This is a genomic window from Corynebacterium sp. MSK074 (assembly GCF_030229735.1).
Taxonomy (GTDB): Bacteria; Actinomycetota; Actinomycetes; order Mycobacteriales; family Mycobacteriaceae; genus Corynebacterium.
Window position 1 is genome coordinate 50,007 of record NZ_JASPIX010000004.1, and the last position, 16,723, is coordinate 66,729.

The following is a 16,723-nucleotide window of genomic DNA, read 5'->3' on the forward strand; positions in this document are numbered from 1 at the left end:
CCATGACTAATACTGAACTCAAGCGCGAGCACCCTAAGTTCTCGCACCCACAGTCCATCGTTCCGGGCGTATCTGCCGGCAACATTCTGGAATCCCACGAGCCGCACGGCGTGCCGATGAAGGATATGTGGTCCCACCAAAAGGACCACATGCAGCTGGTCTCCCCGCTGAACCGCCGCAAGTTTGAGGTTCTCGTAGTTGGCACCGGCCTGTCCGCTGGTTCCGCTGCGGCCGCACTGGGCGAGCTGGGCTACAAGGTAAAGGTATTCACCTACCACGATTCCCCGCGCCGCGCGCACTCCATTGCCGCGCAGGGTGGCGTCAACGCCTCCCGTGCCAAGAAGGTGGACAATGACTCCGCCTACCGCCACACCAAGGACACCGTTAAGGGCGGCGACTACCGCTGCCGCGAGTCCGACTGCTGGCGCCTGGCAAACGAGTCCGTCCGCGTCATTGACCACATGAACGCCATCGGCGCCCCATTCGCTCGCGAGTATGGCGGCACCCTGGCTACCCGTTCCTTCGGTGGCGTGCAGGTCTCCCGTACCTACTACACCCGTGGCCAAACAGGTCAGCAGCTGCAGCTGTCCACCACCTCGGCGCTCTACCGCCAGATTGGCCTGGGCAACGTGGAGCTTTTCGCTCACAACGACCTGCAGGACATCATCGTCTACAACGACAACGGTAAGAAGCGCGCCGGCGGCATCGTTACCCGCAACCTGATTACCGGTGAGCTCAAGGCCTTCACCGGCCACGCAGTTGTGCTGGGTACCGGCGGCTACGGCAACGTCTACCACATGTCCACCCTGGCAAAGAACTCCAATGCCAGCGCCATGATGCGTGCGTATGACAGCGGTGCCTACCTGGCCTCCCCAGCCTTCGTGCAGTTCCACCCGACGGGCCTGCCGGTCAACTCCGATTGGCAGTCCAAGACCATCCTGATGTCGGAGTCCCTTCGTAACGACGGCCGCATTTGGTCCCCGAAGAAGGAGGGTGACGACCGCGACCCGAATACCATTCCGGAAGAAGAGCGCGACTACTTCTTGGAGCGCCGCTACCCGGCATTCGGCAACCTGGTTCCGCGCGACGTTGCCTCCCGTGCCATCTCCCAGCAGATCAACGCCGGTCTGGGTGTTGGCCCGCTGCACAACTCGGTGTACCTGGACTTCCGTGACGCCATCGAGCGCCTGGGCAAGGACAAGATCCGCGAGCGTTACTCCAACCTCATCGAGATGTACGAAGAGGCTATCGGTGAGTCCGCCTATGAGACCCCGATGCGCATCGCCCCGACCTGCCACTTCACCATGGGTGGCCTGTGGACCGACTTCAACGAGATGACTTCCATCGACGGCCTCTTTGCCGCCGGTGAGTGCTCCTGGACCTACCACGGTGCTAACCGCCTGGGTGCTAACTCCCTGCTTTCGGCTTCCGTCGACGGCTGGTTCACCCTGCCATTCACCATCCCGAACTACTTGGCTGACCACCTCAACGAGGAGAAGCTGGCCGAGGATTCCCCAGAGGCACAGGCAACCCTGGCACAGTCCCAGGAGCGCATCGATCGCCTCATGGGAGTGCGCGGTGAGAACCCGCACGGTCCGTCTTACTACCACCGCCAGCTGGGCGATATCCTCTACCACGGCTGCGGTGTGTCCCGTAACGTCGAAGACCTCAAGGCCGCGATCACCAAGATCCGCGAACTGCGCGAGGACTTCTGGGCTAATGTCCGCATTCCGGGCGAGGCCAACGACATGAACCAGGTGCTGGAGTACGGCCTGCGCGTAGCCGACTACCTGGACTTGGGCGAGCTCATGTGTGTCGACGCTTTGGACCGCGATGAGTCCTGTGGCGCTCACTTCCGTGAGGACCACCTGACCGAAGACGGCGAGGCAGAACGCGACGATGAGAACTGGTGCTTTGTTTCCGCATGGGAGCCGGGCGCAAATAAGAACGAGTTCATCCGTCACGCCGAGCCGCTGTACTTTGATTCGATCCCGCTGATGACAAGGAACTACAAGTAATGAAACTGACACTTGAGATCTGGCGTCAAGCCGGACCGACCCAAGAAGGCCACTTCGAGACCGTCCAGGTGGATGACGCCTCTGAGCAGATGTCCATCCTGGAACTGCTGGACCACGTTAACGAGGGCTACATTGAGCGCGGCGAAGAGCCCTTCGCTTTCGCTTCCGACTGCCGTGAGGGCATCTGTGGTACCTGTGGTTTGACCGTCAACGGTCGCCCGCACGGCCCAGGCCAGAACACCCCTGCCTGCCAGCAGCGCCTGTTTAACTTCACCGATGGCCAGACCGTCAAGCTGGAGCCATTCCGTTCTGCTGCCTACCCGGTCATCAAGGACATGGTCGTGGACCGCGCGGCACTGGATCACGTAATGGAGCAGGGCGGTTACGTCTCCATGGATGCGGGTACCGCTCCGGATGCGGATACCATGCACCTCAACCACGAGACCGCCGAGTACTCGCTGGATCATGCCGCCTGCATTGGCTGCGGTGCCTGCGTTGCTGCCTGCCCGAACGGTGCGGCTCACCTGTTTACCGGTGCGAAGCTGGTGCACCTCTCCCTTATGCCGCTGGGCAAGGAAGAGCGTGGCCGCCGTGCCCGCAACATGGTCGACGACCTGGAAGCCAACTTTGGCCACTGCTCCCTTTACGGTGAGTGCGCCGATGTCTGCCCGGCCGGCGTTCCGCTGACCGCAGTTTCTGCGGTTACCCGCGAACGTGCACGTGCTGCTTTCCGTGGCAAGGACGACTAAGCTAAGGTTATTCCGTAGGAATACTAGGAACGAGAGAAAGACAGAAAGACTCCGCCATGAGCGATAACACCCATGCAGTCGCTGACTACGCCAGCGAGACCTACCCAGAGTTCTCCGGCAAGATTCAGGACACCTACATTGAGGGCTACGATCCAGTATCCTTCGGTGCTCCTCACTCTTCCCTGCTTCGCACCTCCACCTGGGTGGGCATGGGTCTGATCCTGTCTTGCCTCCCGGCTGCCGGCATCATCATTTGGGGCCTTGGCGTGTGGGACACCCCGCTGGGCACCGCAGGCGAGGGTGACTACACCCTGACCATGATCATCGGCATCATCGCCCTAGTCATTGTGGCCATCGCCGCAGTAGGCACCGTCCACTACGGCCGCCGCTACTACCGCAAGTACCGCAAGGAAACCGGCCGCGTTAACTAGTATTCGCTTTTAAGCCAAGCACCAACAACCCCCGCTCCTCACAGCATGCACGCCATGCAGGGAAGCGGGGGTTGTTGCATATCTTGAGCCAAAGGCCCAAGAAGGCGCCAACATAGCGTTGCTTTAAGCTGCGCTTGCCGACGCCTCCCTCCTTACCGTTGCTTCAACGCCCCCAGATTGCGATCGAGAGGTGCTCCCCGCGTTCGTAGTTGAACGAAGGCGGATCAGTGGGTGCTGTTGCAAAGTTGGAGCAGTAGGAAGAGCGACGTGAAATAATCACAGCCATGGGTATCTTCTCCGGTCGTCATTTCCCCTCGTGACATCATTTTGTGGGCAGTGCGGTGGTACTGCCGCTACGGGGTGAGCTACCGCGATCTGGAGGAAATGATGACTTCAGCGGGGCGTGCCGGTCGATCACACCACGATCTACCGCTGGGTCCAGAAATACGCCCCTGAGCTGGACAAGCAAACACGGTGGTACCGACAGGTACCTTACTGGCAGGCCAGTTCCTGGCGGGTGGATGAGACCTATATCCGGGTCGGCGGCAGGTGGTGCTACCTCTATCGGGCGATCACCGCCGGTGGCCAGACCCTGGACTTTTACCTCTCTCCGAAGCGGAACGTGGCCGCAGCGAAGCGTTTCCTGGCCAAGGCCCTCAGATCCAATGCATCAGCCGGGTATCCCAGAGTGATCAACACCGATAAAGCACCCTCCCTAGCCAGGGCAATCGCCGAGTTGAAGTCAGAGGGAATCTGCCCGCCAACAGTGGAACACCGGCAGGTGAAATACCTCAACAACATCTTCCAGAATATCTAAGCAGGCTGGGCCATAATGCTGGCCAGGCGACGAAGAAAGGAGTGTTCGCGGTTCTCCACCCAACTTTGCAACAGCACCCCCGTATGCAACTCGATGCTAGAGACAAGAAATACAGTTTCGCTTTTCACTGTGAGTAGACATGGAAAATAGCAAAGTTCTTGTTTTAATTGGAATCACCCTAATTATTTGGTGCGCGTTATACAGGTACAGAACAACCACCGCTAAATGGGTTTTTATTGCAGCCTCTTTAAGCACCTGTCTAGCGTTTGTCCTAGGTCTATCAGGATTTCTAGGGTTAGGTCATGGTTACATCGATTTGTTGTCTCTAGTAAACGTATTTTTAAACGCATTTATATTGTTGGCCATAGGCCAGTTCCACAATCGAAACAGATCGGACCACGTAAAAGATGTATAGAGCAATGCCCCAAACGTGGGTCACGGGACTCGCTGGTAAAGACATTTCCGGAAAAGATATGTCCAACTATGACCTGACGGATATCAATCTCGAAGGAAGCATATGCAAAGGATGCTCGTTCCGCGGCTCCATGGTGGCATGGGCTAACTTGAAATCGGCAGATTTCACCGACGCAGATTTTACGAACGCAATTCTTAGCGAGTCAGACCTTCGTGGAGCGACGTTAACGCGCGCTAATTTTACGAACGCATATCTAGTACCTGTTACCGCCAATCCAAGGCAATTCTCTGGATGTACAGGTTTGGATGCAAGGAATGCGATATTTTATAGCCCTTGATTGCGCCTACACGAATTCCGTTTGAACCCTTTTTTATAATGAGCATTGAAAACGTGTAAACAACGCAATGTGAGGGTAAATCAGCGCACTCGCCGAGCCCGCCATAAATCAGAACATATGCTAAAGCATATGTTCTGATTTATGGTTTTAGCTGCTGGTTTCCCTAGAGAAGATGAAAGCAAGGGGCAAATCGACATGATAATGCGTGTCTCTGGGTGAACCTGGGCGGATTTTTACTTTGCGTACTTCTGGGCATTAAAAGCCTCTGACGCTGCTTCCGGGAAAGTTGGAATTGGGGATGTGGTTATGACACTACGGTTGGGCTCTATCCAACAATCGCTTTCGAAGGGATAGCCTTCTGCTGCTCGGACACGTCACTGCGTTTCGTGATGCGCACGTACTCTTGATCAATAAATTCGCTGCGCCAGCAGAGTGTCAGCGCAGCGATGTGCAGAGACAGAGATGAGGGGGCCGAGGATTAGTCGTCCTTCAGGCCGCCGATAACCTTGTTGGCCTTATCCTTCATACCCTCGGCAGCATCGAAGAGCTTATCCTTAGCCTCGGAAGCGACCTGCTCAACCCCATTAAGACCGCCTGCTTAGATTAACGAAGTTAGTGTTTGTGCTAGTGGGTATTTATCTTCTCTAACAGAACAAAATCTGGTGCCCTTCAGTTCAGATTCTTTGGCGTTCATAAGCTTAATTGCTGAAGGCAGAGGTCGAGTGCTTTTAAGTACGCACTAGTCTTAATGGTCGAAGCCCGAATACACCTTCACAACCTCAAGGAGAACTTATGACGCACCGCGCGGAGGAAGGCCTCGAGATGGCTACGGCATCGGCATCGTCGGGTGCTACTCCTGTGCCGCAGGCTGGTAATCAGGAGGCTCGGCGTGCGGACCTGCGCCGGTGGAAGGCGATTGCGCTGTCGTTCCTGATTGGTGCGGCGGTGATCTTTTTGGGGTGTTCGTGGTGGCAGGCGTCGGAAAGCGGGGCTCCGGTATGGGTGGGCTACGTGCGTGCCGCGGCGGAGGCCGGCATGGTGGGTGGCCTGGCGGATTGGTTTGCGGTGACCGCGCTATTTCGCCGGCCGTTGGGGCTGCCCATCCCGCATACGGCGTTGATTCCGAATAATAAGGACCGCGTGGGCGATGCCTTGAAGGACTTTGTGGAGGAGAACTTCCTGACCGCGGATGCGCTTAGCGCCAAGGTCCGGGAGGCGGAGCTGCCGCTATGGCTGGCGCGCCAGGGTGTGGAGCCCGGCAAGGCGGAGGAGGTCTCCGCGTGGATTGGCGAGCGTGCCGCCAGCGTGGTGGAAGATCTCGACCCAGCTGAGGCAGAGCAATTCATCCGCACCCAAGTCATGGACCGCCTGGCCGAGCCTGAGTGGGGCCCGCCGCTGGGTAGGTTGCTGGAGGGCTATATTGCTGACGGCAAGGCTCGTCCGCTGGAGGACGACCTCATTGAGTGGGCGCACGGCAAGATTCTGAGCATGGAGCCCACCGTGGTCACCGCAATCGACGAGCGCATGCCAGGGTGGGCGCCGCGCTTTGCCCGCGAGATGGTGGGGGAGAAGGTCTATACCGAGCTCGTGGAATTCGCCGATGAGGTGCGCCGCAATGGCAACCACGAGGCTCGCCTGGCCATTCGTCGCAACCTGTCTAAGCTGGCCTCAGATCTGCAGTGGGATGAGGACATGCGCGGGCGCATCGAGGGCATCAAGCAAGAGATGCTCGCCTCTGACCAAGCCCAGCAGGCGCCGGCGGCCATGTGGCGCACGGTATCCACCACGCTCATTGACCAGCTCAATGACCCGGAGTCTTTCCTGCGCCAGAAGATTACGGCGAAGGTGAAGGAGCTGGCGCACCGTCTGCTCGAGGACTCCGAATTCCTGGCCCAAGCCAATGCCCTCGTGGATAAGGCCGCGCGCTACGCCGTGGAGAAATTCGCGCCGGAAATTATCGCTATTATCCCGGAGACCATCAAGCGCTGGGATGCGGAGGAAGCCTCCCACAATATCGAGCTCATGGTGGGCAAAGACCTGCAATTTATTCGTTTGAACGGCACTATCGTCGGTTCCCTGGCAGGATTGGTGATATTCGCGATCAATCACCTTATCTTTGGTGCTTAAACAAAAGGAGTGATGAGCAATGAGCGATAATAAGGAGATTTTCGATTCCCTGAAAGATGCCGGCAGCGCTGCTTTTGAGGTAGCCAAGGACTTTGGTGGCCGCCTGCAAGAAGAGCGCACCCAGCACGCTCATGGCGCGCAGGCACAAAGCCCCTACGGCGCCACCGGCAAGGATGGCCTGGTGGACAAGGCCACCGCCACCGCGAAGGAATTTGGTGCTTCCTTGAAGAAGGCCGCGGACGGCACCCGCGAGTCCGCGTCTTTCGCTGACGCCAAGGGCAAGTTCACTACCGCCTATAAGGAGACCCGTGGGGGCGTCATGGACGCCTATAATTCCGCCCAGGCCCGCCGCGCGGAGAAGAAGAATGCGCCGCGCCCCGGCCAGAATTCGGCTCCTTCGCAGGGCGATAATATTATCGATGGTGAAGTAATCGATACCGACGACCCACAGAATTAATCTGCATGTATTTCCTTTATGAACTTGCCCTGAATCTAGACAGCTACATCTTCCAAATCCTCACCCTGACCGCCATCGTCGGTGCGGTGCTCGCCGCTATCACGCGCGAGGACGCCTTCCGCGCCGGCGACCGTCAGGGCAAGTGGGTGTGGGTTGGCCTGCTGGCGGGCTCGGCGGTAGCGATGGCCACTGGCATGCTTTTCTTGTCGTGGATCGGCACGGTCATTACCGGCGTGTACTGGTTTGATGTTCGCCCGCAGCTCAAGGCCATCATCAACGGCGATTACAGCTACTAATGCTTAACCTGCTTGCTGCCTCGGCCGCGACGGTCAAGGACCGCGCCGCCGATAACACCGTCGTGGTCTCTCCGCACCATGTTTCCCTCGCCGCGGGGGCCGGCGCGGCCGATATCATCTCCGTCGCCGGCTATCCCACCGGCCGCCACCACACGCTTATCAAGGCCTCTGAGGCGCGCTTGGCCATCCAATCCGGCGCCAGCGAGGTGTGGGTCAGCCTCGATGAGACCGTGACGGATGCCAATGCCGTGCTCTCCGAGCTCATCGCCATCCGCGAGGCCTGCCCGGATCCGGCCCGCTTGGGCCTCATCGTCCCAGACGCCCCGCTTGCCGACGCCACCCTCAACGCCGCCCACCAAGCCGGCTACCAGCGCCTCATTGTGCGCAGCTCCGCGGCCGCAGCCGCGGACCGCGCGGAATCCGGTGTCGGTGAAGAAGGCATGAAAAAAGGACCGGAGTTGGCGGCTGCCACTCTTCCGGTCCTCGAATTTCCCGCAGCTTTGGTTTAGGCGGCTTCCTTCGGCGCGTCCTGCTGCGGCGCGCCATTGTTGGCCCCACCATTGCCGGTGGTGCCCTCGCCGCCGGCCAGCTTATCCATGTCGTTCATCGGAACATCAGTGCCGGTGATGGTGAGCTTGAGTTCGCCATCGAGCACCTCCACGGAATCGACGTTCATGTCCGAGCCCACGAACTGATCCGACATGCCGTTTTGCAGCGCGGAGGAGATGGCTTCGGTGGCCTGATCCGGCAGCTCGAGGCCGAAGATAGAGGCCTCGGTGGCGCGGATATCGAGCTTTCCATCGTGGGCAGTGGGCTCCAGCGAGAGGTTGGCTAGGCCCCCGGCGAACTTCACGTCCAGCACATGGTCCTGCTCATTGGCGGTAATCTCCGTGACCACCATATTGCCCACCTTGTCGCTGCCGGCTTGCTCGGAAATGCCCTTCTGGAAGGAGGCCAGCAGGTAGTCATCCGGCACGGTGGTAGAAGCGCGCAGCTTGCCGGCCACCGGATTGTCCTGGTCCGTGCTCATATCTTCCACGTGGATCTCGGAGGCAGGCTGGCCCTTGATCTCGGTGCCGTCGATTTGCAGGGTGGACGGCGTGGTCATATCCATCTGGGAAATGGAGCCCTTAAACAACCCCAGCAGGAGCGGGCTGCCGCCGAAGCTGACGGAGGGGTCTTCTTTGACCTGGATGCCCTCTTGCTCAGCGGCCTCGTTGAACTGCGAGGTCATCTGGTTGCCGATGAACCAGCGCAGGCCAAACTCAGCCAGCAGAATGAGCACGAGAAGTGCTACGAGGATGCCAATGATGATTTTCCAGGCGAGTGAACCCGCCGATTTCTTCGAAGCCATGCGTACCAGTGTGGCGCATGAGACGGCGCGGGGCAAAGTCTACGGCGAAGTTAGCAGCACATTTTTAAGCTTGCGGCGCCACCGATTCCCAGTCCACGGTGAGCACATTATCGCGCAGGCGCCGGCGGACGGGGTGGATGTTAAAGGGGGCGTCGGCAAGCATGGCGCGTGCCCTACGCCAGCGCACGCGCGGACCGTAAGGCGCCCAGCCGGCCGCGCGGTCCCAAGCCTCGTCGGCGGCCTGAAGCAGCTCGTGGATGGGCTCGCCGGGCACATTGCGGTGGATGAGGATTTTGGGCAGGCGCTCGGCAATATCGGAGGGGCGCGCCACGTCGAACGGGTCCCACGCCAGGGTGAGCGTCCGCGGACCGTGGGCATCCAGCAGCAACCAGGCCGCGCGCCGGCCGAGCTCATCGCAGGTGCCCTCCACAAAGAAGCCTCCCGGGGCAAGACGGGAGCACACCGTCTGCCAGGCCTCTTCCACCTGGTCCACATCGTACTGGCGCAGCACATTAAACGCGCGCACCAGCTGCGGACGGTAGCCGGCCAGCTCAAAACCGCCCAGCTCAAAGCGCACGCCATCGCGCGGCGGCAGCACCCGGTCCGGGTGGATCTCCAGCCCGCGCACGTCTACCCGCGGATTCGCCCGGCGCAGCCACCCTGCCCACTCCACAGTGGTCGCATGCGAGGCCCCGTAGCCCACATCCAGCGCCAGCGGCGTATCCACGTGCCTAAGCAGCGCGGAAATCTCCGGGTGCGCGTGCATCCACCTATCGCAGCGCCGCAGCCGGTTGTGGTTGGTGGTGCCGCGGGTAATAACGCCAAAAGGCCGACCCGCAGCTGCGCTAGCGCGCAGATTATGTGCGTGGTCGGCCATAAATTTCGGTTCTGTAGAACTTAGGCGTTCTCAGAGATCCACTGTTCGGTCAGCTTGCCCTCGTTATCGAAGAGCTCGCCCAGGGACTCGCCCACCTTCGGCTCGATGGCGGCGCCCATCATCGGGATATTGACGGAAATCTCGTTGACGTAGGACAGCTTGGTCATCTCGCCCTCGCCGGCCAGGGAGATATCGCCCTTGAAGTCTACCGGGGTGCCCTTGACATCCGCGGTGTAGTTAACGTCAGCAGCCTCACCGTTGAGCTCGCCCACGGTAACCACGCGCTTGACCTTCAGGTCCTGGGAGACCATGGCGCGCACTGCCTCTGGCAGCAGGGTGGTCGGCAGAACCTCGAAGAGGGTGGCTACGTTATCGCTGAAGTCGTGCACCTGGCCCGCCTCGGGGGAGAGGTTGGCCACGATGTACTCCCAGTATTCCTTGGTGAGCAGCGCCTTGTGAACCTTTTCGATGGGCTGATTGATGGTTACGGTGTTTTCACTACGGGTTGACATGCCTAACAGACTACCTTGGTAGGCGTGCTTGATAAATCTTTGACGCAACAGCTCACAGAGATCGACGGGGTAGAACTGGACCCCGCCGCCACCTTCGCGGACCTGACTACGCTGCGTGTAGGCGGAAAACCGCAGGCCGCACTGCGCTGTTCGCAGCCGGAGGCCGCCGTCGCCGTGGTGCGTGCCCTTGATCACGCCGAAGTGAAATTCATTGTCGTGGGCGGCGGCTCTAACCTTTTGGTGGCCGATGGCGCAGTGGATCTCGTCGCGGTTATCCTCGACTTCGATGAGGTCTCTATGGACACCGAGACCGGAGTGGTGCGCGCACAGGCGGGCGCCGTCTGGGATGACGTGGTAGCCCGCTCCGTGCAGCTCGGCCTGGGCGGCATAGAGTGCCTCTCCGGCATTCCCGGCACCGTGGGCGCGGTCCCCGTGCAGAATGTGGGTGCCTATGGCGCGGAGATCTCTGAGGTCCTTACCCGCGTGCGCCTCTATAACCGCCGCACCGATACCGATGAATGGGTTCCCGCCTCCGACCTGGAGCTAGCGTATCGCTATTCCAACCTGAAATTCACCGGCCGCGCCGTGGTCCTTGAGGTGGAGCTCCAGCTCGATACCGAGGGCCTTTCCCGCCCGCTGCGCTTTGGCCAGCTCACCCAGAATCCGGGCGAGCGCCGCCCCGTGGCCGAGGTCCGCGAGCAGGTCCTCAAGCTGCGCCGTGGCAAGGGCATGGTGCTCGACCCCACCGACCATGACACCTGGTCCGCTGGCTCTTTCTTTACCAACCCGGTGGTGGACTCCGCTCTTGCCGACGCCGTCCAGGCCAAGGTCCGTGCCTCGCTTGGCGACGCCACCGCAGACTCCATGCCCCGCCACCCCTCTGCAGAGACCGGCCGGGAAAAGCTCTCCGCCGCCTGGCTCATTGACCGCGCCGGGTTTGCCAAGGGCTACCCGGGCTCCGGCCGGGCCACGCTCTCGACGAAGCACACGCTGGCGCTGACCAACCGCGGCGAGGCCACGGCCGCCGATATCGTGGACCTCGCCCGCACCATCCGCGACGGCGTCCATGAGACCTTCGGCGTAGAGCTCGTGCCCGAACCCGTGTGGATCGGCCTCGCCCTCGACGAGTAGCGCGCGACTGCGCTTTCACTCCGGGCTCTAGGGCATAAAACCTACAAAGCAGCCACGATAGCGCCCTTAACCACGCGGTTTTCGGGTCTATCGTGGCTGCTTTTTCAGTTCGGCACCTACCGTGCCGGCGACTGGCTTAGGCGGCCATGACCTGGAGCCACTCATCCTTAGCGCCCAAGAATGCGCGGGCTGCCTCCTGCGCGCCCTCCAAACTGTGGTGCGCACCCCAACCGCACTGCTCTTCATTGGCGGCCGGTACCTCGGTAGCGTTAAGAATATCGTTGAGCGCGCCTTCCACCGCGCGCAGCAGCTCGTCCTGCTCCATGCCGTTGGTGATGGCGTAGAAGCCGGTGCGGCAGCCCATCGGGGCGAAGCCGATGAGCTTATCGGTGTAGTTGCGCATGAAGTTTGCCATCATGTGCTCCACCGAGTGCAGCGCCTTGGTATCCAGGTGGTCCTGGTTAGGCTGGCAGAAACGCAGGTCATACTTGATGATTTCGACGCCGCCGCCCAAATCCGTGCGGTCGGCCACGCGGATATATGGCGCGCTGACTAGGCGGTGGTCGAGTTCGAAGGACTTCACGTTGAGCTTTTTATCATTCTGTTCAGTCATGTCTCTCCAGTGTAATCACAGCTGAGTGTCACTTCCTGAAAAAGATTCTCTACCGCATACGCTGGGATAATATGAGCACACTGGACGATTCCGCCGAGGTTCCTGGCGCCGCACGCACCCCTGGCAATTCGTCTTCCGGCGAACCGCCGAGCGCTGCGGCTACTCCGGTGGGCAAATCCGTCTATGAGGGCGCGGATAAAATCGTGCCGAGCACTGCGCCCACCGTGGTCAAGATTGAAGGCCACACCGAAAATGTAGATCCGTTGGCCCGCGGCAACCGCCTGCGCAAGGAAAGCTGGGGGCTGGTGCTCCGCCGCGTGTGGGCGGACTTCTTCCACGATGCCTTGATGGATCGCGCCGCCACGATGACGTACTTCACGCTTATGGCCTTTGCCCCTACGGTGCTCGCGGCCTATTCGATAGCCACGCTCATTTTCTCCTCGCGGCGTGCCGAGGTACACGAATTAACCTCGCACTTCATTGCGGACTACGTGCCCAGTTCCATGACGGAGCAGGCCGAAAAACTGGTTGGCTCCATCATTGGTTCCACGGCGCAAGGCACCTTCGCGCTGGTGGTATCCGTGCTAGTTTCGCTCTTTGCGGCCTCGGCCTATGTGCGCGCCTTCTCGCGCACGGCCAATACCGTCTATGGGCGAGTAGAGGGCCGTGGAATCATCCGCACCTGGGCATTGATGTGGGGGCTGACCATTGTTCTCGTCATCGGTGCGGTCATTGTCCTCTTTGCTAACCTGCTGCGCGATACCATCGTGAGCGGCGTTATCAATCCGCTCGCGGGCAAGCTGGAGATGCAGGGCACTGCGGACTTTTTGGGTGGGATCTTCATGCCAGTGTGGAATTGGTTGCGCTTCCCGCTCACCGTGGTGATCGTGCTGAGCTTGATCGCTATCTTGTATCACTTTTCCCCGAACGTGCGGCCGGCGCGCTTTCGGTGGATAACCCTAGGCTCCGTCGTGGCGCTGAGCACCAATGTTGTGGTGTGGGGAGCATTTGCGCTGTATACCCAGCGCTTTGCCGGAGCCAGCGTCTATGGCGCCTTCAGCCTCATTATGGCCGTATTCATGGCCGTGTGGCTATCTAATACGATGCTCATTCTGGGTATCAAGCTCGATGCGGAGATCCTGCGCGCCAAGGAACTGCAATTGGGCCTGCGCGCCGCGCGGCATATCCAGGCCCCGCCGCGTTCCGACGCCGCCGCTAAGTCCCAAGCCCGCGCCCAGCACGACCTTGAGGAGCGTTCCGAGCGCATCTACGAGCAGGCGGTGCGCCGGGGAGAGCGGGAAGAAGGCTAGCCCTGGTTGAGCAGCGCGAGGAGATCGCGCTGGACATCGCGGCGGCGCAGCTTGCCCAGCTGATCGCTGGCGAGCGCCTCCATGGCAAAGAAGCGCTGCGGGACCTTATAGCGCGCCACCAACCCGCGGCAATGGTCGCGCAAGGCGGATTCGTCGAGCTGCGCGCCGGGGGCAAGCACCACGCAGGCGGCGACGTCCTCCGAACCATCGGAGCGAGGGACGCCCACGACCGCGGCCTGGGCGATGTCGGGATGGGAGGTTAAAGCCTCCTCGACCTCGCCGGGGTAGACATTGAAGCCACCGGTGATGATGATTTCCTTGATGCGGCCCACCAACCGGATATGGCCGTCGGGCTCGCGCACGCCCATGTCCCCGGTGCGGAACCAGCCGTCATGGAAGGCGGCGGCGGTGGCGGGGGCGTCGGCAAGGTAGCCGCTAAAGACCTGCGGGCCGCGGGCGAGGATCTCGCCGGCCTCGCCATCCGGCTGGGTGCGGCTGAGATCGTGAGGATCGCCGATGCGCAGCTGCGTATCCGGCAGTGGCAGGCCGATGGTGCCGGCGCGCCGAGAGTCATCGAGGGGGTTGATAGTCAGCACGGGAGAGGTTTCCGTAAGCCCGTATCCTTCCACCAGCATGCCGCCGGTGCGCGCCTCCCATGGCTCGATGATGCGCGAGGGGAGCGAGGCCGCGCCCGAGATGGAATAGTGCACCCTGCCGAGATCCGTGGGCGCGTCGGACGCGGCTGTGTCTGCGGCCGCGGGTGTGGACGCCATGGCGCGCTCGTAGATGGTGGGCACGCCCGGCATCCAGGTGGGACGGCGGGCGGCAAGCGCCTTGGTCACCGCGTCGGTGTGTGGGGCAGGCAGCAGGATGATCTCGGCCGCACAGCGCACCGCGAGGAGCACGCTCATCGTCAGGCCATAGGCATGGAACATGGGCAGCGCGGCCAGAAAGCGCTCGTGTCCGGGGCGCAACGGGGCCTGGGTTTCCAGCTGCAGGCAGTTGGCCGCGAGGTTGCCGTGGGTTAAGACCACGCCCTTGGGGCGAGCGGTGGTGCCGGAGGTGTAGAGGATAAGGGCGGCGTCGGAAAGCGCGGCGGGGTGCGGCTCCGCCGGGGCGCCGCTGAGGGGAAGCGGCTCGCTGAGGGAAACGGTAATGGTGGTCTCTACCTGCGCGGACACGGTGGGGGCGATGTCCTCCCAGGCAATCGCCACACGGGCGCCATGGTGGGCGAGCAGCGGGGTGAGCTCGTGCGCGGTATAGCGCGGATTGTGCTCCACCACCACTGCGCCCAGGCGCAGGATGGCGAAGAATGCCACTACGTGCTGCGGGCAATTGGGCAGCAGGAGCGCCACGCGGTCGCCGGGGCGCACGCCCATCTCACGCAGGGCACCGGCCGCGGCCGCCACCTGGGCGTCGAGCTCGCCATAGGTGAGCGTGTGGCCAGCGAAGTAGGTGGCGGGGTGCTGGGGAAACCTCGCGACGGCGGACGCGAGGAAATCCGTCAAGGTAGCGCCATAATGAATATCTGCCATAGCCGCTAAGTTTAGGCCTTTGCCTCCAGCAGCTCGAGTAGGTCCTTGCGCACCTGGTGGCGGCGGATTTTGCCCAGGTGGTCGCGCGCCAGATCTTCGAAGTGATAGAAGGTGCGCGGCACCTTATAGCGGGTGAGGCGCTCGCGGCAGAATTCCTTCAAGCCCTCGGGATCGAGCACGGCGCCATCGCGCAGGGTGACGCAGCCAACGACGTCCTCCGAGCCATCCTGGCGCGGGCGGCCCACGGCGGCGACATCCACGACGTCGGGATGCTGGGCAATCGCCTCTTCCACCTCGGCGGGGTAGACGTTGAAGCCGCCGGTGATGATGATTTCCTTGATGCGGCTGACCAGCTTGATATAGCCATCCGGTTCCATGAGCGCCATATCGCCGGTACGGAACCAGCCATTGTGGAAGGTCTTTTCGGTGGCGGCGGCATTGCCAAAATAACCCTGGAAAATCTGCGGGCCGCGCGCGAGCATTTCGCCCGGTTGGCCATCGGGTTGGGTTTCATCCAGATTCTCAGGGTTGGCAATGCGCACCTCCGTATCCGGGAAAGGCACGCCCACATAGCCGGGGCGGTGCTTGCCATTCATGGGGTTGGCGGTAAGGACCGGGGAGGTTTCCGTCATGCCGAAGCCTTCCACGAGCCGGCCGCCGGTCATGGTCTCCCAGCGCTCCACAATTTCTACGGGCAGCGTGGCGGCGCCGGAGAAAGCATTGCGGATGCCGCTTAAGTCGACGTCCTTTTCTTCCGCCGCGTCCATGATCTTCTGATACAGCGTCGGCACGCCCGGCAGCCAAGTAGGCGTGCGCTTCTTTACGATGTCCATAATCAACGGCATCTGCGGGGAGGGGACCAGGATGAGCTCGGCGCCAAGGTAGATGCTGAAGATGCACAGCGTGGTCATGCCATAGGCGTGGAAGATGGGCAGTGCTGCGAGGAAGCGCTCTTGTTGCTTGCCCATCTGTGGCACCCAGGCCTTGCCCTGAATGGCATTGGCAATGAGGTTGCCGTGTGAGAGCAGGGCGCCCTTGGGCTTTCCGGTGGTGCCGGAGGTATAGAGGATGAGCGCGATATCGTCCTGGGAGATCTCAGGGATATCGAGGTCCGAGCCATCGCCGCCAATGGCCGCGCCGATGAGGGTGGACCATTCCACGGTATTGGGTGCGGGGCTGGTGAGCTGCTCGCGCTTGGCGGCCAACGGCGGGATGGGCAGGCGCAGTGCGAGGCGCTTGAGTGGTGGCATGGCATCGACCATATTGACGGAGACGATGGTCTCCAGCGGGGTGGTCGAGCGTAGCTTTTCCAGTGTGGAGGCGGTTTTATCCCAGGAGATGACCACGCGCGCGCCGTGGTCATTGAGCAGCCCTTCCAGCTCCGGGGCGGTATAGAGCGGGTTGTGCTCGACCACGGTGGCGCCAAGCAATTGCACCGCGTAGAAGGCCGCGACGTGCTGGGGGCAGTTAGGCAGGACGATGGCCACCTTGTCGCCGGGGCGAATGCCAAAAGCCTTGAGTCCGGCCGCAGCGGCGCGCACTTGGGTATCGAGTTCCGCGTAGGTCTGTGTCTTTCCGAAGAAGTAGGTGGCGGATTTATTGGCATTGACCCGTAGGTTATTGCGGTAGTAGTCGACGATGGTTTTATCGCCGTAGTCCAGCGTGTGTGGGGTCCAATCGCTGTAGTGCTCGAGCCAGGCTCGGGAGGTGGAAGCTGACACGCGGAAAACCTTTCGTTTGGCTA

The 16,723-nt window shown here is 61.2% G+C and carries 16 protein-coding genes and 1 pseudogene; 11 read left to right on the forward strand and 6 right to left on the reverse strand.

The window, feature by feature from the left end:
• Positions 1-2 precede the first annotated feature (2 nt).
• From QP965_RS05215 to QP965_RS05250, 9 genes and pseudogenes are all read left to right on the forward strand, one after another.
• On the forward strand, positions 3-2,018 hold the full coding sequence (locus QP965_RS05215) for a fumarate reductase/succinate dehydrogenase flavoprotein subunit (protein WP_201802305.1): 2,016 nt from the start codon (positions 3-5) through the stop codon (positions 2,016-2,018).
• Positions 2,018-2,767, forward strand: a complete 750-nt coding sequence (locus tag QP965_RS05220) for a succinate dehydrogenase/fumarate reductase iron-sulfur subunit (protein ID WP_005323073.1) — start codon at positions 2,018-2,020, stop codon at positions 2,765-2,767. Before QP965_RS05215 ends, QP965_RS05220 begins: the two co-directional genes overlap by 1 nt.
• A 56-nt stretch (positions 2,768-2,823) precedes the next feature.
• Positions 2,824-3,198 carry a hypothetical protein gene (locus QP965_RS05225; RefSeq protein ID WP_049377823.1) on the forward strand — a complete coding sequence of 125 codons (375 nt, stop codon included), beginning with the start codon at positions 2,824-2,826 and terminating at the stop codon, positions 3,196-3,198.
• 284 nt (positions 3,199-3,482) lie between these two features.
• Positions 3,483-4,006, forward strand: a pseudogene (locus QP965_RS05230) (IS6 family transposase); the annotation flags it as partial.
• A 482-nt stretch (positions 4,007-4,488) separates the two neighbouring features.
• Positions 4,489-4,767: a pentapeptide repeat-containing protein gene (locus QP965_RS11530; RefSeq protein WP_350309236.1), complete on the forward strand. Its 279-nt coding sequence runs from the start codon at positions 4,489-4,491 to the stop codon at positions 4,765-4,767.
• A gap of 792 nt (positions 4,768-5,559) precedes the next feature.
• Complete coding sequence (locus QP965_RS05235) at positions 5,560-6,894, forward strand: DUF445 domain-containing protein (RefSeq protein WP_284844314.1); 1,335 nt, start codon at positions 5,560-5,562, stop codon at positions 6,892-6,894.
• Positions 6,895-6,913: 19 nt separating this feature from the next.
• Positions 6,914-7,351, forward strand: a complete 438-nt coding sequence (locus tag QP965_RS05240) for a CGLAU_01105 family protein (RefSeq protein WP_284844315.1) — start codon at positions 6,914-6,916, stop codon at positions 7,349-7,351.
• Between the two features lie 5 nt (positions 7,352-7,356).
• Positions 7,357-7,647, forward strand: a complete 291-nt coding sequence (locus QP965_RS05245) for a DUF2516 family protein (protein ID WP_284844316.1) — start codon at positions 7,357-7,359, stop codon at positions 7,645-7,647.
• On the forward strand, positions 7,647-8,156 hold the full coding sequence (locus tag QP965_RS05250; protein WP_284844317.1) for a beta/alpha barrel domain-containing protein: 510 nt from the start codon (positions 7,647-7,649) through the stop codon (positions 8,154-8,156). The genes QP965_RS05245 and QP965_RS05250 overlap by 1 nt, the downstream gene beginning before the upstream one ends.
• On the opposite strand, the gene QP965_RS05255 is transcribed toward QP965_RS05250, so the two are convergent.
• The 3 genes from QP965_RS05255 to QP965_RS05265 all read right to left on the reverse strand — a co-directional run bounded on the left by QP965_RS05255 (position 8,153) and on the right by QP965_RS05265 (position 10,390).
• Positions 8,153-9,001, reverse strand: coding sequence for an LmeA family phospholipid-binding protein (locus tag QP965_RS05255; protein WP_284844318.1), 849 nt, complete (start codon positions 8,999-9,001; stop codon positions 8,153-8,155). The genes QP965_RS05250 and QP965_RS05255 overlap by 4 nt on opposite strands.
• Before the next feature lie 64 nt (positions 9,002-9,065).
• Positions 9,066-9,878: a class I SAM-dependent methyltransferase gene (locus QP965_RS05260; protein ID WP_284844319.1), complete on the reverse strand. Its 813-nt coding sequence runs from the start codon at positions 9,876-9,878 to the stop codon at positions 9,066-9,068.
• Positions 9,879-9,898: 20 nt separating this feature from the next.
• On the reverse strand, positions 9,899-10,390 hold the full coding sequence (locus QP965_RS05265) for a DUF2505 domain-containing protein (protein ID WP_179387320.1): 492 nt from the start codon (positions 10,388-10,390) through the stop codon (positions 9,899-9,901).
• Between the two features lie 24 nt (positions 10,391-10,414).
• Between QP965_RS05265 and QP965_RS05270 the strand changes: the two genes are divergently transcribed.
• A complete protein-coding gene (locus QP965_RS05270; RefSeq protein WP_284844320.1) occupies positions 10,415-11,521 on the forward strand; it encodes a UDP-N-acetylmuramate dehydrogenase in 1,107 nt (368 codons plus the stop codon).
• 136 nt (positions 11,522-11,657) lie between these two features.
• Here the strand turns inward: QP965_RS05270 and QP965_RS05275 are convergent, their stop codons facing one another.
• Complete coding sequence (locus tag QP965_RS05275; RefSeq protein WP_023020462.1) at positions 11,658-12,134, reverse strand: S-ribosylhomocysteine lyase; 477 nt, start codon at positions 12,132-12,134, stop codon at positions 11,658-11,660.
• Between the two features lie 71 nt (positions 12,135-12,205).
• Between QP965_RS05275 and QP965_RS05280 the strand changes: the two genes are divergently transcribed.
• Positions 12,206-13,444 (forward strand): YihY/virulence factor BrkB family protein, encoded by a 1,239-nt coding sequence (locus QP965_RS05280; protein ID WP_284844321.1) that lies wholly within the window; start codon positions 12,206-12,208, stop codon positions 13,442-13,444.
• Here QP965_RS05280 and QP965_RS05285 read toward each other — a convergent pair.
• Both QP965_RS05285 and QP965_RS05290 read right to left on the reverse strand, forming a co-directional pair.
• Complete coding sequence (locus QP965_RS05285) at positions 13,441-14,979, reverse strand: AMP-binding protein (RefSeq protein ID WP_284844322.1); 1,539 nt, start codon at positions 14,977-14,979, stop codon at positions 13,441-13,443. The genes QP965_RS05280 and QP965_RS05285 overlap by 4 nt on opposite strands.
• Positions 14,980-14,990: 11 nt before the next feature.
• A complete protein-coding gene (locus QP965_RS05290; protein WP_284844323.1) occupies positions 14,991-16,700 on the reverse strand; it encodes a long-chain-fatty-acid--CoA ligase in 1,710 nt (569 codons plus the stop codon).
• Between the last annotated feature and the right edge of the window lie 23 nt (positions 16,701-16,723).

Coding starts and splice junctions, on each gene's coding strand:
- QP965_RS05265 (WP_179387320.1), bottom strand. CDS start 10,390: ATGTCAACCCGTAGTGAAAACACCGTAACCATCAATCAGCCCATCGAA.
- QP965_RS05260 (WP_284844319.1), bottom strand. CDS start 9,878: ATGGCCGACCACGCACATAATCTGCGCGCTAGCGCAGCTGCGGGTCGG.
- QP965_RS05245 (WP_284844316.1), top strand. CDS start 7,357: ATGTATTTCCTTTATGAACTTGCCCTGAATCTAGACAGCTACATCTTC.
- QP965_RS05235 (WP_284844314.1), top strand. CDS start 5,560: ATGACGCACCGCGCGGAGGAAGGCCTCGAGATGGCTACGGCATCGGCA.
- QP965_RS11530 (WP_350309236.1), top strand. CDS start 4,489: ATGTCCAACTATGACCTGACGGATATCAATCTCGAAGGAAGCATATGC.
- QP965_RS05250 (WP_284844317.1), top strand. CDS start 7,647: ATGCTTAACCTGCTTGCTGCCTCGGCCGCGACGGTCAAGGACCGCGCC.
- QP965_RS05225 (WP_049377823.1), top strand. CDS start 2,824: ATGAGCGATAACACCCATGCAGTCGCTGACTACGCCAGCGAGACCTAC.
- QP965_RS05240 (WP_284844315.1), top strand. CDS start 6,914: ATGAGCGATAATAAGGAGATTTTCGATTCCCTGAAAGATGCCGGCAGC.
- QP965_RS05215 (WP_201802305.1), top strand. CDS start 3: ATGACTAATACTGAACTCAAGCGCGAGCACCCTAAGTTCTCGCACCCA.
- QP965_RS05285 (WP_284844322.1), bottom strand. CDS start 14,979: ATGGCAGATATTCATTATGGCGCTACCTTGACGGATTTCCTCGCGTCC.
- QP965_RS05275 (WP_023020462.1), bottom strand. CDS start 12,134: ATGACTGAACAGAATGATAAAAAGCTCAACGTGAAGTCCTTCGAACTC.
- QP965_RS05220 (WP_005323073.1), top strand. CDS start 2,018: ATGAAACTGACACTTGAGATCTGGCGTCAAGCCGGACCGACCCAAGAA.
- QP965_RS05255 (WP_284844318.1), bottom strand. CDS start 9,001: ATGGCTTCGAAGAAATCGGCGGGTTCACTCGCCTGGAAAATCATCATT.
- QP965_RS05280 (WP_284844321.1), top strand. CDS start 12,206: ATGAGCACACTGGACGATTCCGCCGAGGTTCCTGGCGCCGCACGCACC.